Genomic DNA, 20,578 nt, shown 5'->3' on the forward strand with positions numbered 1-20,578 from the left:
CCGGTGCGCCTGCGGGCGCGCCGGTCCCTAGCAAAGCCTGCCTACCCCATGACTATCGATTTATACGGATTCGGCCCGGCGCTTGCCGCTGGCGCGCTGATGACCGTCAAACTGGCACTCACTGCGCTGTGTCTGGGCCTGGTGCTCGGATTGCTCGGTGCCTTGGCCAAAACATCCCCCTTCAAACCGCTTAGATGGTTGGGCGGCGCCTATTCGACCCTGGTTCGCGGCGTGCCCGAACTGCTCTGGGTGTTGCTGATCTACTTCGGCAGCGTGAATCTGGTACGCGCCATCGGCGAATACATCGGCATGCCCGACCTCACCCTCAGCGCCTTTGCCGCGGGTGTGCTCGCCTTGGGCCTGTGCTTTGGTGCCTATGCCACCGAAGTATTCCGTGGTGCCATCCTGGCCATCCCCAAGGGCCACCGCGAAGCGGGCATGGCACTGGGCCTGTCCAAACCACGGATCTTCACCAAGCTGGTGCTGCCGCAAATGTGGCGTATCGCCCTGCCCGGCCTGGGTAACCTGTTCATGATCCTGATGAAAGACACCGCACTGGTGTCGGTTATCGGTCTTGAAGAAATCATGCGTCAGGCGCAAAACGCCGTGACCTTCGCCAAACACCCGTTCACCTTCTACATGGTGGCAGCCGTGATGTACCTGGGCCTGACCGTACTGGCTATGGGCACCATGCACGTGCTTGAAAAACGCGCAGCGCGCGGCTTCGTGAGGAGGACGTAATGGAGTGGGAAGTAATCCTCAAGTGGCTGCCCAAGCTGATGCAGGGCGCAACCCTGACCCTGGAGCTGACCGCCGTTTCTGTGCTCGCCGGTCTGATCGTGGCCATCCCGCTGGGCATCGCCCGCTCGTCCAAGCTCTGGTATGTGCGTTCGCTGCCTTACGCCTACATCTTTTTCTTCCGTGGCACGCCACTGCTGATCCAGCTGTTTTTGGTCTATTACGGCCTGGCGCAGTTCGATGTGGTGCGTGAAAGCGCGTTGTGGCCGTACCTGCGCAGCCCGTTCTGGTGCGCGATCATCACCATGACCCTGCACACCGCCGCCTACATCGCCGAGATCCTGCGTGGCGCGATCCAGGCCATCCCGCCGGGTGAAATCGAGGCGGCACGGGCGCTGGGCATGTCGCGCTTCAAGACCCTGGTGCATATCGTCCTGCCTCGCGCGGCGCGCATCGGCCTGCCGGCCTACAGCAACGAAGTGATCCTGATGCTCAAGGCCAGCTCGCTGGCGAGTACCGTGACCCTGCTGGAACTGACCGGCATGACCCGCACCATCATTGCGCGCAACTACCAGACAGTGGATATGTTCCTGGCTGCCGGGGCCATTTACCTGATCATGTCGTTTGTGCTGATCCAAGGCTTCAAACTGCTGGAGCGCTGGTTGCGCGTCGATGCCTGCCAGGGCCGCTGACCTGCTGGCCCGCTTCGAGGCGCTGGACAGGTTTCTGCACGACCACCAGCACCTCTGGCGCCCACGGCCCTTCACTCACCTGAACCTGCCGTGGGAAGCGCAACACCCCGAACTGGCGCAGTGGTTGCGCCAGCGTTCGCTGCAAGACGCCGAAGCCAGCCACAACCATCCCCAACACCTGCCCGCCCCTGCGCCGTTCCCTGAACTGGCGGCGACCTCCCTCGCCCTGAGCCGGGTCGAGCGCTTGCCCACCCACGCCCTTGCACCCGCCAACCCGCGCCTGCAGGTGGACGTACCGGGGCGCAAATGGCAACAGATCGAAGCCTTCGCCCAAAGCCTGAGCTTTGCGCAAAAGCCCGCCCACTGGCTGGACTGGTGCTCGGGCAAAGGCCATCTGGGGCGACGGTTGTTGAGCACCGACCAGCAGCTGACGTGCCTGGAATACGACCCTGCCCTGATCGAGGCCGGGGAGCAACTGAGCCAGCGCCATCACTTGCCCGCCCGGCATGTGCAACAGGACGTGCTCGCCCCCGACACGGCCATGCAGCTCACCGCCCACATGACCCCCGTGGCGCTGCACGCCTGCGGCGATCTGCATGTGCGCCTGCTGCAGTTGGCCACGGCGGCAGGCTGTGGACAACTTGCCGTGTCACCCTGCTGCTACAACCGCATCAGCGCGACGCACTATCAAGCGTTATCCACAGTGGCCAAGGCTTCGCACCTGCAGTTGTCACTGGAAGACCTTAGCCTGCCCATGAGCGAAACCGTGACCGCCGGCAGCCGCGTGCGGCGCCAGCGCGACGAGTCGATGGCACGGCGTTTGGGGTTTGATTTGTGGCAACGTCAGCATCGTCAGTGCGACGAATACTTATCCACACCCTCACTGCCGAGTGCCTGGCTGGGCAAACCGTTTGCCGAGTATTGCGAGGGGTTGGCGGCGCTGAAGAACTTATCCACACGCGGCGACGAAGACTGGCCGGCACTGGAAGCGGCAGGTTGGGAACGATTGGCGCAGGTGCGCAATCTGGAGTTGGTGCGCGGGCTGTTTCGTCGCCCACTGGAGCTGTGGCTGGTGCTCGACCGGGCGCTGTACCTGCAAGAAAACGGCTACGAGGTACAGGTCGGCGAGTTTTGCGACAGCCAGCTGACGCCTCGCAACTTGATGGTGCTTGCGCAGCGCTGTGGATAACTCTGTTTGAGCAGGCTTGTTGTGGGAGCGGGCTTGCCCGCGATGGGATCGTTGTGGTTTACCGGAAAAACCGCAGCGCCTGAATCGCGAGCAAGCCCGCTCCCACACAGGTTTTTGCAGGCCTACGACCCGCGATACGTCGAAAACCCATAAGGGCTGAGCAACAACGGAATGTGGTAATGCTGATCCACATTCTTCACTTCAAAAATCACCGGGATTTCCGGGAAAAACGTATCGCGGCCCACCTTCTTGAAGTACTCGCCGGTCTTGAACACCACCCGGTACTCCCCCGCCTCGAACGCCTGCTTGCCCGGGAACAGCTCGCCGATACGCCCCTGCTCGTTGGTCACGCCCTGGGCCAGCGGCTGCCAGTCCTTGCCCACATGCTTCTCCAGGGTCACGTTGACGCCCGGTGACGGCAAGCCGTTTTCAAGGTTGAGCACATGCACGCTCAACGGGTTACCCGCTGCCAGGGCCAGGCTCGACACCGCACTCAGGCTCAACGCCGCCAGGGTGATTCGCAACGATTTCATGGTTATTCCTCAGTGGTTAAACAGTAATTAACGTTGAATGGTCAGGCCAACTTGCCCGGTAGCCTGGATGGCGCATGCTTCGTCCTGCTCAGCACCGCCCGCCCCGGCCACGCCCAGCGCACCCACCAGTTCACCTTCGGCGAACAACGGCACACCGCCGCCCAACAGCAACAGCTCGGCGATGGAGTTGAGATTGGCGGCCTCGGGGTTGTTACGCGCACGCTCGGCAAACAGGCGGGTCGGGGTTTTGGTCGACAGCGCGGTATAGGCCTTGCGCTGGCTCGCCAGCAGGTTGTGCGGGCCAACGCCTTCCGGGCGCTGCGCCATCAGCACATTGCCACCGCGGTCGAGCACGCTCAGCGCCCCGGTGCAGTGCTTGAGGGTCGCGTCGGCCAACTGGCGGGCGGTGGCCAGGTCCAGATCGGCATGGCGCGCCAGATTCGGCGCCGCCTGGGCCGCGCCGGCAACGCCAACGGCAGTCCACAACAACAAGGTTTTCAGCATCATGGGCAAGCTCCTGTACGAATGGGGCCACCGTAACCTGCGACCTTCGTCAGAACCCCGTCAGTTGCATTACAAGTTTGTAATAGGCAACACCGCCGAAGGCGCCTAGCCTGTGCAGACGATTGATCGAGGTGTGCGATGCGTTTGTTAGTGGTTGAAGACGAAGCCAAGACGGCCGACTTCCTGGCCAAGGGCCTCAGGGAGTCGGGGTTTGCCGTGGATGTGGCGCTGAACGGCCTGGACGGGCGTTACTTTATCGAGCAGCAGGAATACGACCTGATCATCCTCGACGTCATGCTGCCGGGGCTCAATGGCTGGCAATTGCTGCAACTGATTCGCCAGCGCGGCGCCACGCCAGTGCTGTTCCTGACCGCCAGGGACGCCATCGAAGACCGCGTGCGCGGCCTGGAGCTGGGCGCCGACGACTACCTGCTCAAGCCCTTCGCCTTTGCCGAGTTGCTCGCCCGGGTCCGCACCTTACTGCGCCGCGGCCCCCTGCGCGAGGCCGAGTCGTATGCCATCGCCGATCTTGAAATCGACGTGCTGCGCCGCCGCGTCAGCCGGGGTGGCCAACGCATCAGCCTGACCAACAAGGAGTTCGCCCTGCTGCAACTGCTGGCCAGCCGCCAGGGCGAAGTGCTGTCCCGTACCCTGATCGCTTCGCAGGTGTGGAACCTCAATTTCGACAGTGACACAAATATGGTCGAAGTCGCCGTGCGTCGCCTGCGGGCCAAGATCGACGACCCCTACATGCCCAAGCTGATCCACACCGTGCGCGGTGTGGGTTATCAACTGGAAGCGCCCGATGAGTAAATCCATCGCCTGGCGTCTGGCGCTGGCGATTGCCCTGACCTGTGCGCTGGTGCTGGGTGCGGTGGGGGTGTTTCTGTACCGCTCACTGGCTGCTGAATTGACCTTTCGCGACGATCAAGCCCTGCTCGGGCGCCTTGAGCAAGTGCGCGCCCTGCTGCATGACAGTGACAGCCTCGAAGCCCTGCAGGAGCGCCCGCGCCTGTACCAGAACATGCTCGGCAACCTGGACAGCGTGCTGCTGGTCAAGCGTGCCGATGGCAGCCCGCTCATCGCCATCAACCCCCACCAACAAGCCTTGCCGGACTTGCCACCCATCGCCCAGGACCGGGCGCCGCAGCGCGCCGATATCAAGACCGTGGACGCGACCGTATTGCTCGCCGGCATGGCCCGTGGCCCGGCAGATGAAGTCCTCAGCGTGACCGTAGGCAAGCGCCTGGATGAGCGTGAGCAAATGCTCGCCAGTTACCGCATGCGTTTGTACATGGCCGCCGGGCTGGGCACGTTGCTGGCCTTCGGGCTGGGCTTGCTGCTGTTGCGCCGTGGCCTCACGCCGCTGCGCGAACTGGCCCAGGCCATGCGCCATATCGACCCGCGCAGCCTTGACCGGCGCATGCCCACCGAAACCATGCCCAGCGAGCTCAAGGAGCCGGTGCTGGCCCTCAACGCCATGCTCGCGCGGCTGGAAGACAGCTTTGCCCGGCTGTCGCAGTTTTCCGCCGACCTGGCCCATGAAATCCGCACGCCGCTGCACAACCTGCTGGGCAGCAACAGCCTGGCCCTGAACCAGCCACGCAGCGCGGCTGAGTACCAGGAGGTTCTGGCATCGAATATCGAGGAATACGAACGGCTCAACCGCATGGCCGAAAACCTGATGTTCCTCGCCCGTGCCGAGCATGGGCAGCGCCCGTTACAGCTGCAAACCCTGGACCTTGGCGAAGTGGGTGACGGGCTGTGTGATTACTTCGAGGCGCTGGCCGAGGATCGCGGCTTGCTGCTGGAAAATCAGCTGCGCGGGCCGTTGACGGTGGATCAGCAATTGCTGCAACGGGCACTGGGCAACCTGCTGGCCAATGCCGTGCGCCATGCCCGAGCGGGTTCGACCGTGAGCCTGCGGCGGCGCGACGAGGCGGGAATGTGCTGGATCGGCGTGCACAACCTCGGCCAGCCGATTGACCCGCAACATATCGACAGGCTGTTCGACCGTTTTTACCGGGTCGACCCGTCGCGGGCCCAGCCGGGGGATTCGGGCGGGCTGGGGTTGGCGATCGTGCAGTCGATCATGCAATTGCATGGCGGGCAGGTGCGGGTGATCAGCGATGACAGCGGCACCCTGTTTGAGCTGGGGTTTGTCCTCTAACCCTCACGCCCATGTGGGAGCGGGCTTGTTGTGGGAGCGGGCTTGCTCGCGATTCAGGCGCTGCGGTCTGTCAGGTAAACCACAGCGATCCCATCGCGAGCAAGCCCGCTCCCACAACAGCAAAGTCATATCCCCTGAAGCAGGCGTTCCAGTTCTTCGATGCGTGCCAGCAGGGCCTGGCGTTCGGCGCGTTCGCGGGTGATGTCGTCGATCACGCTGATCAGGTGCTCGGGGCTGTCGTCCTGGGAGTTGCGCTGCAACGAGGTGCGCACATGGGTCCAGATAAAGTGCCCGTCCTTGCAGCGCAGGCGTTTCTCCAGGTCGTAGTTGCTGATCTTGCCCTCGAGCAATAGCTGCAACTGCTCAAGGTTGGCCTGCAGGTCATCGGGGTGGGTGAGGTCCTGGAAGGTCAGCTGGCGCAGCTCCTGCTCGCTGTAGCCGAGCAACTGGCACAGGCTGTCGTTGACCCGACGCCAGCTGCCGTCCAGGTCCACGTAGGCAATGGCGCCGCAGGCCAGTTCGAACAGCGCGCGGAAGGCCTCTTCGCTTTTGCGCAAGGCTTGTTCGGCGGTCTTGCGGGCGGTGTTGTCCATGCTGATGCCGATCATTTTCACCGGGCGCCCGGCGCTGTCGTTCAGCGGCATGGCCCGCGACGAAATCCAGCGCATCTCGCCATCGGGGCGAAATATCCGGAAGTCGTATTCATAGGGCGTGTTGTTGGCGAAGCACTCGTCGTAGAGCGCATTCATGACCACCTTGTCTTCAGGCAGTACATGGGGCCAGAAATCGTCGTTGCTGTTGACCTGCCAGCCGTACACCCGCTCGACGTTGGCCGAGTAGAACACCTCGTCGGTGATCAGGTTCCACTCCCACGTCACGATCCCGGCGTTCTCTTGCGCCAGGGTCATGCGTGCTTCGCTTTCCATGATGTCGGCGATGTACTTGCGGCGCACATCGGTCATCGGCAGCTCCACCGAGGCCGCCCCCTGCAGGTCCTGCACCGCCTGTTCGCCATAGCGCAGCCACACCCAGTTGACCTTGAACAGGTCAGCCAGTTTGCGCAGATTGCTGTAGTCGATTTCGCCACCACGGGTCCACTTATGCACCGCCGTACGCGAAATGCCCAAGGCAGTGCCGACCGCTTGCAAGGTCATTTTGTGGTGTTCGAGCAGCTCCTTCAGGCGAAAGGCAAAGCTATCTTCAGTCATGACAAGTCCGTGATCACGCAAGGCGCAGGGCGTCGCGATTATACACACACCCCTGTCGCCCCCCGACGCGATCACGCCAGCCGCATTACAAGTCCAGCACCAGCCGTTCGCCCCGGGCACGGGACACGCAGATCATCATAGTTTGCTGGGCGGCCTTTTCGTCATCGCTCAAATATTGATCATTGTGCGCCGCCTCGCCTTCAAGGATGCGCGTCTCGCAGGTGCCGCACACGCCTTCGCGGCACAGGCATTCAACGTCGACATTGGCTTTTTCGATGGCCTTGAGGATGCTCATGCCTGCTTCGACGCGCAGCTCCTGGCCGGACTTGGCCAATACCAGCGTGAATGCGCCGCCGGTCACGGGCGCGGCGGCGAACTGTTCCCAATGCACGCGATCATCGGCCAGGCCCAACTGCTTGCCGGTGGCGATCACCGCATCAATCAACGGTTTGGGGCCGCAGACATAGACGTGCGCATCGCTGGCCAACGCACCCATCAGTTCGGTCAGGTTCAGCGACTGCCCCAGGCTGTCGGCATACAGGCGAGTACGGCCGGCATGAGGCCCGGCGCTGAGTTCATCCTGGAACGCACCGTGCTCGGGGCTGCGGAAGGCATAGTGCAGTTGGTAGTCGGCGCCGCTGTCGCGCAGTTCATAAACCTGCGACAGGAACGGGGTAATGCCGATGCCACCAGCAATCAACACATGCCGGCCGGCCTTGGGGTCGATGGCAAAGAGGTTGTTGGGCGTGGAAATCATCAGCTCGGTGCCGACTTCGACCTGCTGGTGCATGAAGGCCGAGCCGCCTTTGGACTGCTCCTCAAGGCGCACGCCAATCTGGTAACTGGCGGTCTGGCGCGGGTCGCTCATCAATGAATAGGCATTGCTGTGCTGACGGCCGTCGGCGTCTTTCATCTGCACGATGATGTGGCTGCCACCGGTGAAGTCCGGCAGCAATTTGCCGTCCTGACGTACCAGGGTGAAACGTTTGATCAGCGGCGTCACCTGCTCCACCCCGATCACACGGGCGGCAAGCATTTGATATGTGTTGGCCATCGCAAAACCTCTACTGCGCTAAAGGGCGGCACTCGCGTACCGCCTGATTCATGACCCGGTGCGGTCGGCTCAGACCGCCAGGCACAGGTATTTCAATTGCAGGTAATCTTCGATCCCGTATTTGGAACCTTCGCGGCCCAGACCGGATTGCTTGACCCCGCCAAACGGCGCGACTTCGTTGGAAATCAGCCCGGTATTGACGCCGACCATGCCGTATTCCAGTTGCTCGGCGATGTGCCACACGTGGCCGATATCGCGGCTGTAGAAGTAGGCCGCCAGGCCGTACAACGTGTCGTTGGCCAGGGCCACGACTTCGGCATCGCTGTGGAAGCGCACCAGGGGCGCAACCGGGCCGAAGATTTCTTCGTCCAGCAGCAACATGCCTTTGCGGATATCACCCAGAACGGTGGGTTCGAAGAACTGCTCGCCCAGCGCGTGTACGCCGCCGCCCAGCAACAGGGTCGCGCCCTTGCTCACGGCGTCGTCGATCAGCAGGCGCACTTTTTCCACGGCCTTGAGGCTGATCAGCGGGCCGATTTGCGCACCGGTTTCATTGCCATGGCCGACCTTCAGCTGCGCGACTTTGGCGGCGAATTTACTGGCGAACTGGTCATAGACCGCGTCATGCACATAGAAGCGGTTGACGCACACGCAGGTTTGCCCGGCGTTACGGTATTTGGCGGCGATGGCCCCCTCGACGGCGGCCTCGATATCCGCGTCGGCGAACACGATAAACGGCGCGTTGCCGCCCAGCTCCAGCGAGACTTTCTTGATGCTTTCGGCGCACTGGCTCATCAGCAGGCGACCCACCGGGGTCGAGCCGGTAAAGCTCAGTTTGCGCACGAGCGGGTGGCCGGTCAGTTGCGCGCCAATGGCCTGGGCATCACCTGTCACGATATTCAGCACACCGGCCGGGATGCCTGCACGCTGGGCCAGTTCCGCCAGGGCCAGGGCCGAAAACGGCGTTTCGTTGGCAGGCTTGACCACGATGGTGCAACCGGCTGCCAGCGCCGGCGCGACCTTGCGGGTGATCATCGCCGCCGGGAAATTCCACGGCGTAATGGCCGCGCAGACGCCAATGCCCTGCTTGATCACCAGCAGGCGCTTGTCGGTGGACGGCGATGGAATCACGTCGCCATAAATGCGTTTGCCCTCTTCGGCAAACCACTCGATAAACGATGCGGCGTAGCGAATCTCGCCCACGGCTTCGTGCAGTGGCTTGCCCTGTTCCAGGGTCATAAGCTGCGCCAGATCGTCTTCGTGTTGCAGGATCAGCTCGAACCAGCGGCGCAAGATCTGTGCGCGGTCCTTGGCCGTGCGCTCACGCCAGGCGGGCAACGCGGCGTCGGCGGCTTCGATGGCGCGAATCGCTTCGCTGCCACCCATAAGCGGCACATTGCCGAGCAACTGGCCCTGGGCCGGGTTGGTGACATCTACGGTTTGCCGACTGTCGGCATTCACCCAGGCTCCATCGATAAAAGCCTGTTGGCGAAACAATTGGGGGTCGTTGAGCTGCACGCAGGACACTCCTCTTAATGGGGTAAAACGCCGCAGGCATGCTGCGGCGTGATCGGGATCAATCGTCCAGATGGGCGACGGCGATCAGGTTGTGGAAGTGCGCAATGCCGTGCTCGCTCATGCCGCTGCGGCTGCGGTCGGCCATGATCCGGCCCTGGCCGCGATAACCACGCGATTGCAGACCGCGTTGCACGCTCTCGACCAGACGCAGGTCTTCGGGGCGGAACACGTCGCGGTACCACTCGATCAGCGCCTGCTGCTCGGGGGTGATGTCCTTGTTGAGGAAGTAGATGTCGTAGTGCTGCATGGTCACGCCAGCGCTGACCGGGAACTCGTAGATCACGGTCATGAAGTTGCCGCCCGGTGGCGCGTTGAACATGGTGCACGGCCAGGCCCAGAAACCGCTAAAGGACGGATCCTTGATCGATTCATCGAACTTGAAGGATTTCTCCGACGACTTGGCGTGACCGAATTGCAGCGACCAGTTGCCGTGCAGGGTGTGCCAGTACTCGTCGACGCTCACCGAATCGGCAAAGCCGGGGTGGGCGGGGGCGCAGTGGTAGCACTCCAGGTAGTTGTCGACGATGGACTTCCAGTTGGCCGGGGTATCGCTGACGAAACGGGCCGCCAGGTGCAGGTCATCCACCACCGGGCAGGCTTCGCGCAGGCGGGCTTGCAGGCCCGGCAGTTGCTCTTCCACGGTGCCGGCTTCGTTGTTCATGTTGATGTAGATGAAACCGGCGTATTCCTCGACCCGCAGGGCCACGAGGCTGGAGTTTTCCTTGTCGAAATTGACCACGTTGTCGCAGTTGCGCGCATGGGCCAGTTCGCCATCAAGCTTGAAGGTCCAGGCGTGGTACGGACAGGTGATCACGTTTTTGGCCTTGCCGCTGCCGCTCAGCAACTGATGGCCACGGTGCGGGCATACGTTGTAGAACGCGCGCAGCACACTGTCGCGACCACGTACGACGATGATGCTTTCGCCGATCACTTCGCGGGTGATGTAGTCGTTGCTGTTGGCAACTTCGCTGCGGTGGCCGACACAAATCCATGTATTGGCGAAGATCTTTTCCTTCTCCAGTTCGAACACGTTCTGATTGGTGTAGTAGGACGCGGGAATGGTGTGCGCTTCGTCAGCATTGGTGCAGAAGTCGGCAGGCAATTTCACGATAGTGTTCATCTGGTCTCTCTCAGGCAATTCAGAGGGCGGGGCAGGCCGCACGTCGCCCTGTTTCAGGCTGTTTTTATGTAACCAGTGAATTACAGACAACTACTGGCTAACAAGACATGCAAAAAAAACCGCTCAGGTCCCGGCACCGGAGTGCCGGGGCCTGCGCGTGGTTCACAACAATAATCAGCTCAGGGCTGCGGGTACCGCCTTTGCCTCGACCTTGGGCGCGGGGCTGTGGGCTGCGACTTCAAACGCCGCCACATAATCAAGGTCGTTACCGCGGGATACGGCTTCCTCCTCGATCAGATAAGCCGGCATGGCGCTGTAGTCCTCGAACATCCATTTGAGGAAGCCGTAGATCTTGGTCAGCAGGATCACCATGAACGGAATGGCAGTCAGCACCACGGCGGTTTTCATGGTCGACAGCGAGACCTTGGCAAACAGCATGGCCAGCGGCACCAGGGTCAGGGCGATGCACCAGAACAAGCGGTGAGTCGGCGACGGGTCCTGGCCTTCCTGCATGTTGCGGGTACTGGTGGCGGCAACGGCGTAGGCCGCTGCGTCCATGTGCGAGGCACAGAACACCGCCATGATGAACAGGTAAACCCCCAGGAAAATCTGGCCGAACGGCAGCGCACTGAGCAGCATCTCCACCGCCGTTTCACCGCCCTGCTCCGTCAGGATGCGCGGCACATCAATGGCCCCGCTCATGAACTGGTGCATGCTGTAGCTTTCCAGCGTGCCGAAGAAGAACCAGCAGCCAAAACTGCCGCCCATCAACATCGCGGCGACCACTTCTTTCATCTTGCGGCCCTTGGACACACGGGTCACAAACATGGCCACGCCCGGTGCGTAGGAAACCCACCACAGCCAGTAGAAAACCGTCCAGTTGCGGGTGAAGGCACCATCACCTTGCGGGTCGGTAAACAGGCTCATGTGTACGTAGTTCTGCATCATCAGGCCAATGGAATTGGCGGTATTGTTGATGATGAATTGCGTGGGGCCAACCAGCAGCACCACGCCGGCAAACACCAGCGCGCCGATACACACCATCTTCGACAGACGCTGCATGCCACTGGCAATACCGATGTAGGAACTGAGCGAGAACACCACCGCCACCACACCGATCACCATCAATTGGGTGGTGAAGGTATCCGGCATGCCGGTCAGCGCCGACAGGCCGCGGGTCAGGGTGGAGGCGGTGAGCACCAGGGATACGGTCAGGGCGCCAAACATGGTCAGCAAAAACACCAGGTCGACGATCCGCCCTACTGGCCCTTGGGCCTTGAAACCGGTGACGGCTTCGATGACCGAAGACAGGCTCAGGCCGCTCTTTTTGCGCACATGGAAGTGATATGCCATTGCCAGTGACGACAAGGCATACAACGACCAGGCACTGATCCCCCAATGGAAGAACGAATAACTGACGCTGTAATCCAGCGCTTCTCGCGAGCCTGCGGCAATGTTCAGACCGGGCGTCTGGTAGTAATACGCCCACTCCATCACGCCCCAGTACAGGGTCGACGAGCCCATGCCCGCGCAGATAAACATGAACACCCAGGTGACCGTCGGGTATTCGGCTTTGCCGTTACCCAGGCGGATGTTGCCGTACTTGCTGAACGCGATATACAGCACCACCAGGGCGCAGCAAAACACGAACACCTGCACCGAAGTGCCAAAGGTACGGGAGGCCAACTCGAACAGCATGTTGGCGGTGGTCTCGGCTTGTTGCGGAAAGAAGGCAAGGCCTGCAACGGTGGCCAGTACAGCAATCAGGCTAGTTGATATCAAAAAGACATCTTTTTTATTGTTATTGGACATTTAAGTCTCCAGAGAGAGAGTTTTTTCTCTTACTGCACGGTTCTACGTCAGCACTTACCGCTGTTAAGGACTCCTTTCACGCCGTTGAATCCGACCGTTAACTGATGGTTAACACATATCTTTCGGTTAACAATATGCCCTGAGATTTGGCCTTTTGCAACTGGATCCGCAGGAATTTTCGCCATACCCCACTCATCTTTGAACACGCCAAAAAGCCCGCCGAACCCCCGGTTTTCGGGAGGTTTGGCGGGCTTGCAAGTTTCTGCTCCGCGGCTTTTGCCTTACGTGGCCGGAACGTTACGCCAGTGCAGCGGCGATCGCTTTTCCGACGTCCTGAGTCGATGCCGTGCCACCCAGATCCGGTGTTTTCGGACCACTGGCAATCACATTTTCGATGGCACGCAAGATCCCGTCATGAGCGGCCTGATAACGCTCATCACCCTTGCCCAAAAATTCCAGCATCAGCGCACCCGACCACACCATCGCGATCGGGTTGGCGATGTTTTGCCCGTAAATATCCGGCGCCGAACCGTGTACCGGTTCAAACAGTGACGGGAAGTTACGTTCCGGGTTGAGGTTGGCTGACGGCGCAATGCCGATGGTGCCCGCACAGGCCGGGCCGAGGTCGGAGAGAATGTCGCCGAACAGGTTGGAGGCCACTACCACATCAAAACGGTTGGGCTGCAGGACGAAACGGGCGCACAGAATGTCGATGTGCTGCTTGTCCCAGCTGACCTGCGGATAGTTGGCCGCCATCGCTTCGGTGCGCTCGTCCCAATACGGCATGCTGATGGAGATGCCGTTGGACTTGGTGGCCGAAGTGACGTGCTTGCGTGGGCGCTCCTTGGCCACTTCAAAAGCGTACTTGAGAATCCGGTCTACGCCGCGTCGGGTAAATACGGATTCTTGCAGGACCAATTCGTTTTCGGTGCCTTCAAACATCCGCCCGCCTACCGAGGAATATTCACCTTCGGTGTTTTCACGGATCACCACAAAGTCGATATCGCCGGGCTCACGCCCCGCCAGCGGGCATGGCACGCCAGGGAACAGGCGCACCGGGCGAATGTTCACATATTGATCGAAGTCGCGACGGAACTTGAGCAGCGAACCCCACAGCGAGATGTGATCCGGCACCTTGTCGGGCCAGCCCACGGCGCCGAAATAGATGGCGTCGAAGCCCTTGAGCTGCTCGAACCAGTTGTCCGGCATCATTTGCCCGTGACGCTCGTAGTAATCGCAACTGGCCCACTCGATGATCTCGATCGACAGGTCCAGGTTCCACTTTTTGGCCGCCGCTTCCACAACGCGCAGGCCTTCCGGCAGTACTTCGTTACCAATACCGTCACCGGCGATGGCGGCAATTCTGAATGTCTTGCTCATGGGGCGAACTCTTGATGAGGAGAAGTGGGCCCATGATATAAAGCGCCAATACAAAGATAATCAGGCGAACTGATGATGGATAAGACACGATTCGTGAACAATCTGCCGAATCTCGACGACCTGCGCGTGTTCGTGGTCGTGGCCCGGCGCTCCAGTTTTGCCGCCGCGGCCAGCGAGCTGGGGGTGTCCCCGGCGTATGTCAGCAAACGCATCCAACTGCTGGAGCAAAGCATTGGCGTGCGCCTGCTGCACCGCACCACCCGTCGCGTGGCCGTCACCGATGATGGCGAACGTGTCTACCACTGGGCCTTGCATATCTTTGATGCCGTGGAGCAAATGAGCGACGAAGTGTCGGCGCTGCATCAGGAGCCCCGGGGGCAGTTGCATGTCGTCAGCAGCTTCGGATTAGGCCGTCGCCATGTTGGCCCCGCGCTATCAGAACTGTCGCGGCGCTACCCGGCGCTGGACATCCGCTTCGACATGTTCGACCGCCTGGTGGACTTGATCGAAGAAGGCTACGACCTGGATATCCGCATCGGCGACCACATTGCGCCCAACCTGATTGCCAAACTGCTGGCCAACAACGCCCGCGTGCTCTGCGCCAGCCCTGAGTACCTACGACGCCACGGCGAGCCGCGCACCCTGGCGGAACTGGCGGGCCACGAATGCCTGGTGATCAAGGAGCGCGACCACCCGTTCGGGCTGTGGCGCCTGCAAGGACCGCAGGGCGAAGAAAGCGTGAAAGTTACCGGCGCGCTGTCGGCCAACCACGGCGAAGTGGTGCACCAATGGGGGATCGACGGACGTGGCATCCTGCTGCGCTCGCAGTGGGACGTGCGCGAAAGCCTGGAAAACGGCAAGTTGGTACATATCCTTCAGGACTATCGCCAGCAGGCCAATATCTGGGCGGTCTACGCAGCGCCACTGGCCAATTCGGCCAAAGTCCGGGTCACGGTCGAGCACTTGCGCCAGTACTTCGACGAGCGCCGGTCAGAAACGTGAAAATAGTCTGTTATCAGGGGTTTACAAGCTCAAACATCCGGGTATACTCGTCGCCCATAACGCCGGTATAGCTCAGTTGGTAGAGCAACTGACTTGTAATCAGTAGGTCCCGAGTTCGACTCTTGGTGCCGGCACCATACGCAATACCGAAAGAGGCTCACCGCAAGGTGGGCCTTTTTTGTTTTCGGGGTTTGGAGAAGACTGAAGAGCACCACATGGTGACGCTCTTGAACCGATCAAAAGTTCTGAACGCTCAGCTCGCGCAATGCCGCTGTGGCCAGAAACCCCGAACGGGACGCATAGCGGTGGTCCCTGCTGACTCGTTCATCAATACGCTGCAACAGGTTCTCTGGCAAAGACGCATTGAACCGAACCGACTTGCCGAGATAAGGCGTCAAATCAAAGTCAACGATTGCCCATATCCCGCCGACATAATCCGGATTCTCCAGATGGGCGTCCACGTCCTTGCCCTGGGGTAGCTCACCGCCGTCCGCAACAATGCCTTCCAGATGCAAAGCCAATGCTTCCTGCACGTTATCCAGCGCTTGCGAAAAGGTGGCCCCTGCAGAAAAACAGCCCGGCACATCAGGCACCGTCACGCTGAATTCAGAATCTGCGTCTTTATGTATTACCACTGGAAATTTCATGACCGTAACTCTCCTTTGAGACCTGCGGATTTGAGAATGCTGTGCAGCGTCCCTTTGGCAATTTCTGTCCTGGGATGCGGAACCGTTACCCGACCCGCTTTGGCTGGGTGCTTGAACTGATGGTGACTTCCTTTAACCGCGATCTCAAACCACCCATCCGCCATCAGCAACTCGATAAGTTCACGACTTCGCATTTGATCACCACGCATTGTGTGTACGCTACACACCACTGAAAAATGGCGCAACCGAAAAATACACACACTACACACAGAAAAACACGATCGACTTAGAGTTGTGTTACACGCTGTGCACTCGGACGAATCAATTTCCAGCAGTGCTGCCCCTGCCCGCCCCCTCCCAATAAAACCCCCTTGCATAAACACTCTGCCATCACAATAATGCGAACAATTACCAATTACATTTTGGTCGCATTCATATGTCGGCGCTCGATCATTCAGTTCTTCAGCGGCTCTACAGTGAGCACAACGGTTGGCTAAAGGGCTGGTTGCGCGTGCGCCTGGGCAATACGGCGGATGCCTGCGACCTGGCCCAGGACACGTTCCTGCGGGTGATGACCGCACGCCATGACGCCCCCATCCGCGAGCCACGCGGGTATCTGAGCGCCATCGCCCGTTCGCTGTTAATCGACAAGGTGCGCCGCCGCACCATCGAGCAGGCTTATCTGCAGGCATTGGCCCTCAAGCCCGAGCCTGTGGATATTTCCCCCGAAGTCCGCCTGTCGATTATCGAAACCCTGGTTTCCATCGACAGCCTGCTCGATGAGCTGGGGCCCCGCACACGGGATATTTTCCTGGCCGTGCAGCTTGAAGGCTTGACCTATGTGGCCGCCGCCGAGCGTTCTGAGGTGTCGGTCACCACGGTCAAGAATCATTTGATTCGCGCCATGACCCGCTGCCTGTTGCTGGTCGACAGTTGATGCCCGCCGCCCCGGACTTCAAGACCCTTGAAGCCGCTGCCACCTGGTATGTACAGCTTAACGACGGCAGCGCCGACGAGGCCTGCACCCTCGCCTGGCAAACGTGGCTCAAGGCCAGCCCACAACACGCCGCAGCCTGGGCCCGGGTCGAAAAGTTGCAACGCCAATGGGCGATGATCGCGCCAAAAGCAGCCCTCAGCAGCCTGGATGCCGCCAGGGCCCAGCGCCGAGACGTGCTGAAAATACTCGGCATGCTGCTGGCCGTTGGCAGCGGGACATGGCTGGCTGCCGGGCAGGTGCCCTATCGCTCGATGCTTGCCGAACACCGCACCGGCATCCGTGAGCGGCGCTCGCTGCGCCTTGACGATGGCTCGCAGCTGGAGCTGAACACCGACACGGCGCTGGATATCCACTTCGACGCAAAACAGCGGCTGATCCGCCTGCACCGTGGCGAAATTCTGGTGCAGACCGCCAGGGACCCAAGCCAGCGTCCCTTTATCGTCCACACCGAAGACGGCAGCGTGCGCGCCCTCGGTACCCGCTTCAGCGTCCGGCAGTTGCCCGGGCAAACGCGGGTCGGCGTGGAGCAATCGGCCGTCGAGATTCGTCCATACGGGCACATCGACCAGTGCCTGCGCCTGGAGGCCGGGCAACAAGTGACGTTCGACAGCGATGACATCGGCGTGGTCGAGCCTTTGCCCCTTGCCTCCACGGCCTGGGTAAAAGGCATGTTGAGCGTGGACGACTGGCGCCTGGGCGATTTTGTCGAGGCGCTGGGCCGCTATCGCCCGGGGGTTCTGCGCTGCGCGGCAGCGGTGGCGGACTTGCGCATCTCCGGGGCTTTTCGTATCGATGACACTGAAACAATCCTGGAAAACCTGAGCAAAACCCTACCAGTGAAGGTGCGTTTTCTGACCCGCTACTGGGCCAGCATCGAGCCGGCCTGAGGACAGGGGCAAATGCTTTGGCCTTTAACCTTGCTGATTTCGATTCTCATCCGTCAATGACATAAGTCGCGATCACAGCGAATTTCTGCCATGACAACGCAAGGATCACCCAATGCCCCCGCTTCGCCGCATTGCCACCACTCAACTAACCCGCGCTGTGCGCCTGGCGGTATTGGGCGCGTCCCTCGCCAGCCTCTACGGTTTTGCCCTGATGCCCACCGAGGCGTCGGCGCAAAGCCAGACGGTGTATCGCATTGGCGCAGGCCCGCTGGGCAGCGCCCTCACCCAGTTCGACGTGCAAGCAGGGGTTACCATTTCGTTCGATACTGAACAGGCCCGCCATCTCACTACCGCCGGGCTCGAAGGTTCATACAGCATCGAGGAAGGCCTGGACCGCCTGCTTGCCAACAGCGGCTTGCAAGCTGAGCGCCAGAGCAATGGCGGTTATGTGCTGGTCGCCAGCGACACTGCCGATGCCCTGGAACTGGGCGCCACCCAGGTGATCACCAACCAGCTGGGCACTGTCACCGAAGGTACCGGCTCCTACACCCCGGGCGCCATTGCCACCGCGACCCGCCTGGTGCTCACACCCCGCGAAACACCCCAGTCGATCAGCGTGGTCACCCGCCAGCACATGGATGACTTCGCGCTCGACAATGTCGACGACGTGATGCGCCATACGCCCGGTATCACCGTCTCGGCCTATGACACCGACCGCACCAACTACTACTCGCGCGGTTTCTCGATCAACAACTTCCAGTACGACGGCATTCCTTCTGCCGTGCGTAACGTTGCCTATTCGGCGGGCAATACCCTGAGCGACATGGCCATCTATGACCGCATCGAGGTACTCAAGGGCGCCTCGGGCCTGCTCAGCGGCGCAGGCTCCCTGGGCGGCACCATCAACCTGGTGCGCAAGAAGCCCACCAGCGATTTTCACGGCCATATCACCACAGGCGCAGGCTCGTGGGACAACTATCGCACTGAAGTGGACGTCAGCGGCCCGCTGACCGAAAGCGGCAATGTGCGCGGCCGTGCAGTAGCGGCCTATCAGGACAGGCAGTCGTATATCGACCGCTACTCCAACCAGACCTCGGTGTTCTACGGCATCCTTGAAGTCGACCTCACGCCCGACACCCTGCTCACCGTGGGCGCCGATTATCAGGACAACAAACCCCAGGGCTCGACCTGGTCGGGGAGCTTCCCGCTGTACAACTACGCGGGCGAGATCAACAGCGCCAAGCGCTCGTTCAGCAACGCCACCGACTGGAGCAGTTGGCAGCAATACACCCGCACCGTCTTTGCCACCCTTGAACAGGACCTGGGCAGCGGCTGGGTGGCCAAGCTGCAACTGGACCACAAGCTCAATGGCTACGATGCCCAGCTGGGTGCCATCCAGTTCAACCAGCCGGCGGCCGATGGCACTGCCAAAATCAACGCCCAGCGCTACAAGGGCGATACCACCAGCGACGCGGCCGACCTGTATGTCAGCGGCCCTTACGAATTCCTCGGCCGTGAGCATGACCTGGTCCTGGGCGGCTCGATCAGCACAGCCAACTGGAAAGGCAAAGGCTATTGGGACGTGACCTTCGCCCAACCCAACCTGGTCGATTACTTCAACTGGGACGGGCATCTGGCCAAGCCCGACTGGGGCAATGCCTCACAAATCAACGACGACACCGTGCGCCAGACCGGCATGTACGCCACGACCCGCCTGAATGTCACCGATGACTTGAAAGTGTTTCTGGGCGGCCGGGTGGTCGACTACACGCTCACCGGCACCACCAATACCTATCGTGAGTCGGGGCGCCTGATTCCCTATGCTGGCATCACCTATGACCTGACTGACTACCTGACCGCGTATGCCAGCTACACCGATGTGTTTATGCCGCAGGAGTTCTACAACCTGGACCGCAACAGCAAGCTGATTGACCCGGACGAGGGCGAAAACTATGAAATCGGCCTCAAGAGCGAATTTTTCGATGGCCGCCTGAACGCCAGCCTGGCGTACTTCGAGGTCAAGGAAAGCAACCGGCCCATCCCCGACGACGCCTGGAACAACCTGCAACCCACCCCGCCCAACTACGCCTTCAAGGGCACCGCTGCGAAAACCAAAGGCTACGAGCTGGAAATATCCGGTGAGCTGAGCCCGGGCTGGAGCCTGCAGGCGGGGTACACGCACAAGGTGGTACGCGATGACACCGGCAAGAAAATCTCGACCTTCGAGCCCGAGGATCAATTGAGCTTCTACACCATCTACAAACTCAAGGGCGACCTGAACAAGGTTTCCGTAGGCGGTGGCGCACGCTGGCAGAGCACGTCCTGGCAAGAGATGTACAACAGCCCCAAAGACCGCTACGAAGACTTCTCGCAAAAACCCTACTGGGTGGTGGACCTGATGACCCGTTATCAATTCACGAAAAACCTGTCGACCACGCTCAACGTCAACAACGTGTTCGACAAGTACTACTACACCAACATCGGCTTCTATAACTCGGCGATTTACGGCGAGCCGCGCAACTTTATGCTGACCACCCGCTGGGATTTCTGATCTGAGGGCATGAGCCTGCTCGCGAAGGCCTGCAGAACTTCGCAAGCAGGCTCGCCCCCACGATCATGGGGCTGCGCGAGGTGCCCTTTCCTGCGGCTTACGCTTGTTGCAGAACCTTCAATGCTGCCGAGGCCAGAAATCCTGAACGGCTCTTTTGCTCAGGATGATGTTTCACATACTCATCGATCCGATTCAGCAGGTTCCCGGGCAAGGTAATATTCAGCTTTTCCGCCTTTCCGAGGTATCTGGTGATATCGATATCGACCAATGCCCAGATGCAGCCCTCATACTCCGGGTTGGAGACATGAGCGCTTACCGGGGTTGCCACAGGAATCCGGCTGCAATCCTCTGCCAACATCTCCAGATGCCCTTCAATGGCTTCGCGTGCCATGGCCATCGCGTCGTCAAGATCCTCCCCCGCAGAGAAGCACCCGGGAATATCCGGCACGTCTACACCCCAGGCATGTTGTTCATCGCCAGGGCGAATGGCTATTGGGTAAAGCATGTTCAAAACCT

20 protein-coding genes and 1 tRNA gene are annotated in these 20,578 nt (G+C 60.7%); 10 read left to right on the plus strand and 11 right to left on the minus strand.

Annotated elements, in window-relative coordinates; genetic code table 11:
• The first annotated feature begins 48 nt into the window (after window positions 1-48).
• Genes BFC21_RS17195 through BFC21_RS17205 form a run of 3 tightly spaced genes read left to right on the plus strand, consistent with a single transcriptional unit; the run spans window position 49 to window position 2,619 of the window.
• Complete coding sequence (locus BFC21_RS17195) at window positions 49-741, plus strand: ABC transporter permease (RefSeq protein WP_029611681.1); 693 nt, start codon at window positions 49-51, stop codon at window positions 739-741.
• Window positions 741-1,430, plus strand: coding sequence for an ABC transporter permease (locus BFC21_RS17200; RefSeq protein ID WP_088378476.1), 690 nt, complete (start codon window positions 741-743; stop codon window positions 1,428-1,430). The genes BFC21_RS17195 and BFC21_RS17200 overlap by 1 nt, the downstream gene beginning before the upstream one ends.
• Window positions 1,411-2,619 (plus strand): methyltransferase, encoded by a 1,209-nt coding sequence (locus tag BFC21_RS17205; RefSeq protein ID WP_088378477.1) that lies wholly within the window; start codon window positions 1,411-1,413, stop codon window positions 2,617-2,619. Before BFC21_RS17200 ends, BFC21_RS17205 begins: the two co-directional genes overlap by 20 nt.
• A 122-nt stretch (window positions 2,620-2,741) precedes the next feature.
• Here the strand turns inward: BFC21_RS17205 and uraH are convergent, their stop codons facing one another.
• Window positions 2,742-3,152 carry a hydroxyisourate hydrolase gene (gene uraH / locus BFC21_RS17210; protein ID WP_086799328.1) on the minus strand — a complete coding sequence of 137 codons (411 nt, stop codon included), beginning with the start codon at window positions 3,150-3,152 and terminating at the stop codon, window positions 2,742-2,744.
• Between the two features lie 27 nt (window positions 3,153-3,179).
• Window positions 3,180-3,659 carry a heme-binding protein gene (locus BFC21_RS17215; RefSeq protein WP_088378478.1) on the minus strand — a complete coding sequence of 160 codons (480 nt, stop codon included), beginning with the start codon at window positions 3,657-3,659 and terminating at the stop codon, window positions 3,180-3,182.
• 135 nt (window positions 3,660-3,794) lie between these two features.
• Between BFC21_RS17215 and BFC21_RS17220 the strand changes: the two genes are divergently transcribed.
• Together BFC21_RS17220 and BFC21_RS17225 are read left to right on the plus strand one after the other, a co-directional pair.
• Window positions 3,795-4,469, plus strand: coding sequence for a heavy metal response regulator transcription factor (locus BFC21_RS17220; RefSeq protein WP_016783086.1), 675 nt, complete (start codon window positions 3,795-3,797; stop codon window positions 4,467-4,469).
• Window positions 4,462-5,826, plus strand: a complete 1,365-nt coding sequence (locus tag BFC21_RS17225; RefSeq protein WP_120266391.1) for a heavy metal sensor histidine kinase — start codon at window positions 4,462-4,464, stop codon at window positions 5,824-5,826. The genes BFC21_RS17220 and BFC21_RS17225 overlap by 8 nt, the downstream gene beginning before the upstream one ends.
• A gap of 125 nt (window positions 5,827-5,951) precedes the next feature.
• Here BFC21_RS17225 and BFC21_RS17230 read toward each other — a convergent pair whose 3' ends face one another.
• The 6 genes from BFC21_RS17230 to BFC21_RS17255 form a co-directional block, all read right to left on the minus strand.
• A complete protein-coding gene (locus BFC21_RS17230; protein WP_088378480.1) occupies window positions 5,952-7,034 on the minus strand; it encodes a PAS domain-containing protein in 1,083 nt (360 codons plus the stop codon).
• An 85-nt stretch (window positions 7,035-7,119) separates the two neighbouring features.
• The gene (locus BFC21_RS17235; protein ID WP_088378481.1) at window positions 7,120-8,088 is read right to left on the minus strand and encodes a PDR/VanB family oxidoreductase; all 969 of its coding nucleotides are present in this window, start codon (window positions 8,086-8,088) and stop codon (window positions 7,120-7,122) included.
• A gap of 69 nt (window positions 8,089-8,157) precedes the next feature.
• Window positions 8,158-9,606 (minus strand): NAD-dependent succinate-semialdehyde dehydrogenase, encoded by a 1,449-nt coding sequence (locus BFC21_RS17240; protein WP_016783082.1) that lies wholly within the window; start codon window positions 9,604-9,606, stop codon window positions 8,158-8,160.
• A gap of 58 nt (window positions 9,607-9,664) precedes the next feature.
• A complete protein-coding gene (locus BFC21_RS17245) occupies window positions 9,665-10,786 on the minus strand; it encodes an aromatic ring-hydroxylating dioxygenase subunit alpha (RefSeq protein WP_088378482.1) in 1,122 nt (373 codons plus the stop codon).
• A 174-nt stretch (window positions 10,787-10,960) separates the two neighbouring features.
• Window positions 10,961-12,598, minus strand: a complete 1,638-nt coding sequence (locus tag BFC21_RS17250) for a BCCT family transporter (protein ID WP_088378483.1) — start codon at window positions 12,596-12,598, stop codon at window positions 10,961-10,963.
• 297 nt (window positions 12,599-12,895) lie between these two features.
• Window positions 12,896-13,978, minus strand: a complete 1,083-nt coding sequence (locus tag BFC21_RS17255) for a tartrate dehydrogenase (protein ID WP_088378484.1) — start codon at window positions 13,976-13,978, stop codon at window positions 12,896-12,898.
• 75 nt (window positions 13,979-14,053) lie between these two features.
• On the opposite strand from BFC21_RS17255, the gene BFC21_RS17260 reads away from it, so the two are divergent.
• Both BFC21_RS17260 and BFC21_RS17265 read left to right on the plus strand, forming a co-directional pair.
• Window positions 14,054-14,980 (plus strand): LysR substrate-binding domain-containing protein, encoded by a 927-nt coding sequence (locus BFC21_RS17260; protein WP_088379546.1) that lies wholly within the window; start codon window positions 14,054-14,056, stop codon window positions 14,978-14,980.
• Between the two features lie 61 nt (window positions 14,981-15,041).
• Window positions 15,042-15,117 (plus strand) — tRNA-Thr (locus BFC21_RS17265).
• Window positions 15,118-15,216: 99 nt separating this feature from the next.
• On the opposite strand, the gene BFC21_RS17270 is transcribed toward BFC21_RS17265, so the two are convergent.
• Entirely contained in the window at window positions 15,217-15,627 is a 411-nt protein-coding gene (locus BFC21_RS17270) for a type II toxin-antitoxin system HicB family antitoxin (protein WP_016783077.1), read from the minus strand.
• On the minus strand, window positions 15,624-15,821 hold the full coding sequence (locus BFC21_RS17275) for a type II toxin-antitoxin system HicA family toxin (RefSeq protein ID WP_081481088.1): 198 nt from the start codon (window positions 15,819-15,821) through the stop codon (window positions 15,624-15,626). The genes BFC21_RS17270 and BFC21_RS17275 overlap by 4 nt, the downstream gene beginning before the upstream one ends.
• A 242-nt stretch (window positions 15,822-16,063) precedes the next feature.
• Here BFC21_RS17275 and BFC21_RS17280 point away from each other — a divergent pair, with 242 nt between their 5' ends.
• The 3 genes from BFC21_RS17280 to BFC21_RS17290 all read left to right on the plus strand — a co-directional run bounded on the left by BFC21_RS17280 (window position 16,064) and on the right by BFC21_RS17290 (window position 20,062).
• Window positions 16,064-16,564, plus strand: coding sequence for a sigma-70 family RNA polymerase sigma factor (locus tag BFC21_RS17280; RefSeq protein ID WP_120266392.1), 501 nt, complete (start codon window positions 16,064-16,066; stop codon window positions 16,562-16,564).
• Entirely contained in the window at window positions 16,564-17,511 is a 948-nt protein-coding gene (locus BFC21_RS17285) for a FecR domain-containing protein (RefSeq protein WP_120266393.1), read from the plus strand. Before BFC21_RS17280 ends, BFC21_RS17285 begins: the two co-directional genes overlap by 1 nt.
• 112 nt (window positions 17,512-17,623) lie before the next feature.
• Window positions 17,624-20,062: a TonB-dependent siderophore receptor gene (locus tag BFC21_RS17290; RefSeq protein WP_088378487.1), complete on the plus strand. Its 2,439-nt coding sequence runs from the start codon at window positions 17,624-17,626 to the stop codon at window positions 20,060-20,062.
• Between the two features lie 97 nt (window positions 20,063-20,159).
• On the opposite strand, the gene BFC21_RS17295 is transcribed toward BFC21_RS17290, so the two are convergent.
• Window positions 20,160-20,567, minus strand: a complete 408-nt coding sequence (locus BFC21_RS17295; RefSeq protein ID WP_095004377.1) for a type II toxin-antitoxin system HicB family antitoxin — start codon at window positions 20,565-20,567, stop codon at window positions 20,160-20,162.
• Window positions 20,568-20,578: the final 11 nt, after the last annotated feature.

The sequence above is a fragment of the Pseudomonas sp. TMW 2.1634 genome (assembly GCF_001703595.1).
Classification (GTDB): domain Bacteria; phylum Pseudomonadota; class Gammaproteobacteria; order Pseudomonadales; family Pseudomonadaceae; genus Aquipseudomonas; species Aquipseudomonas fragi.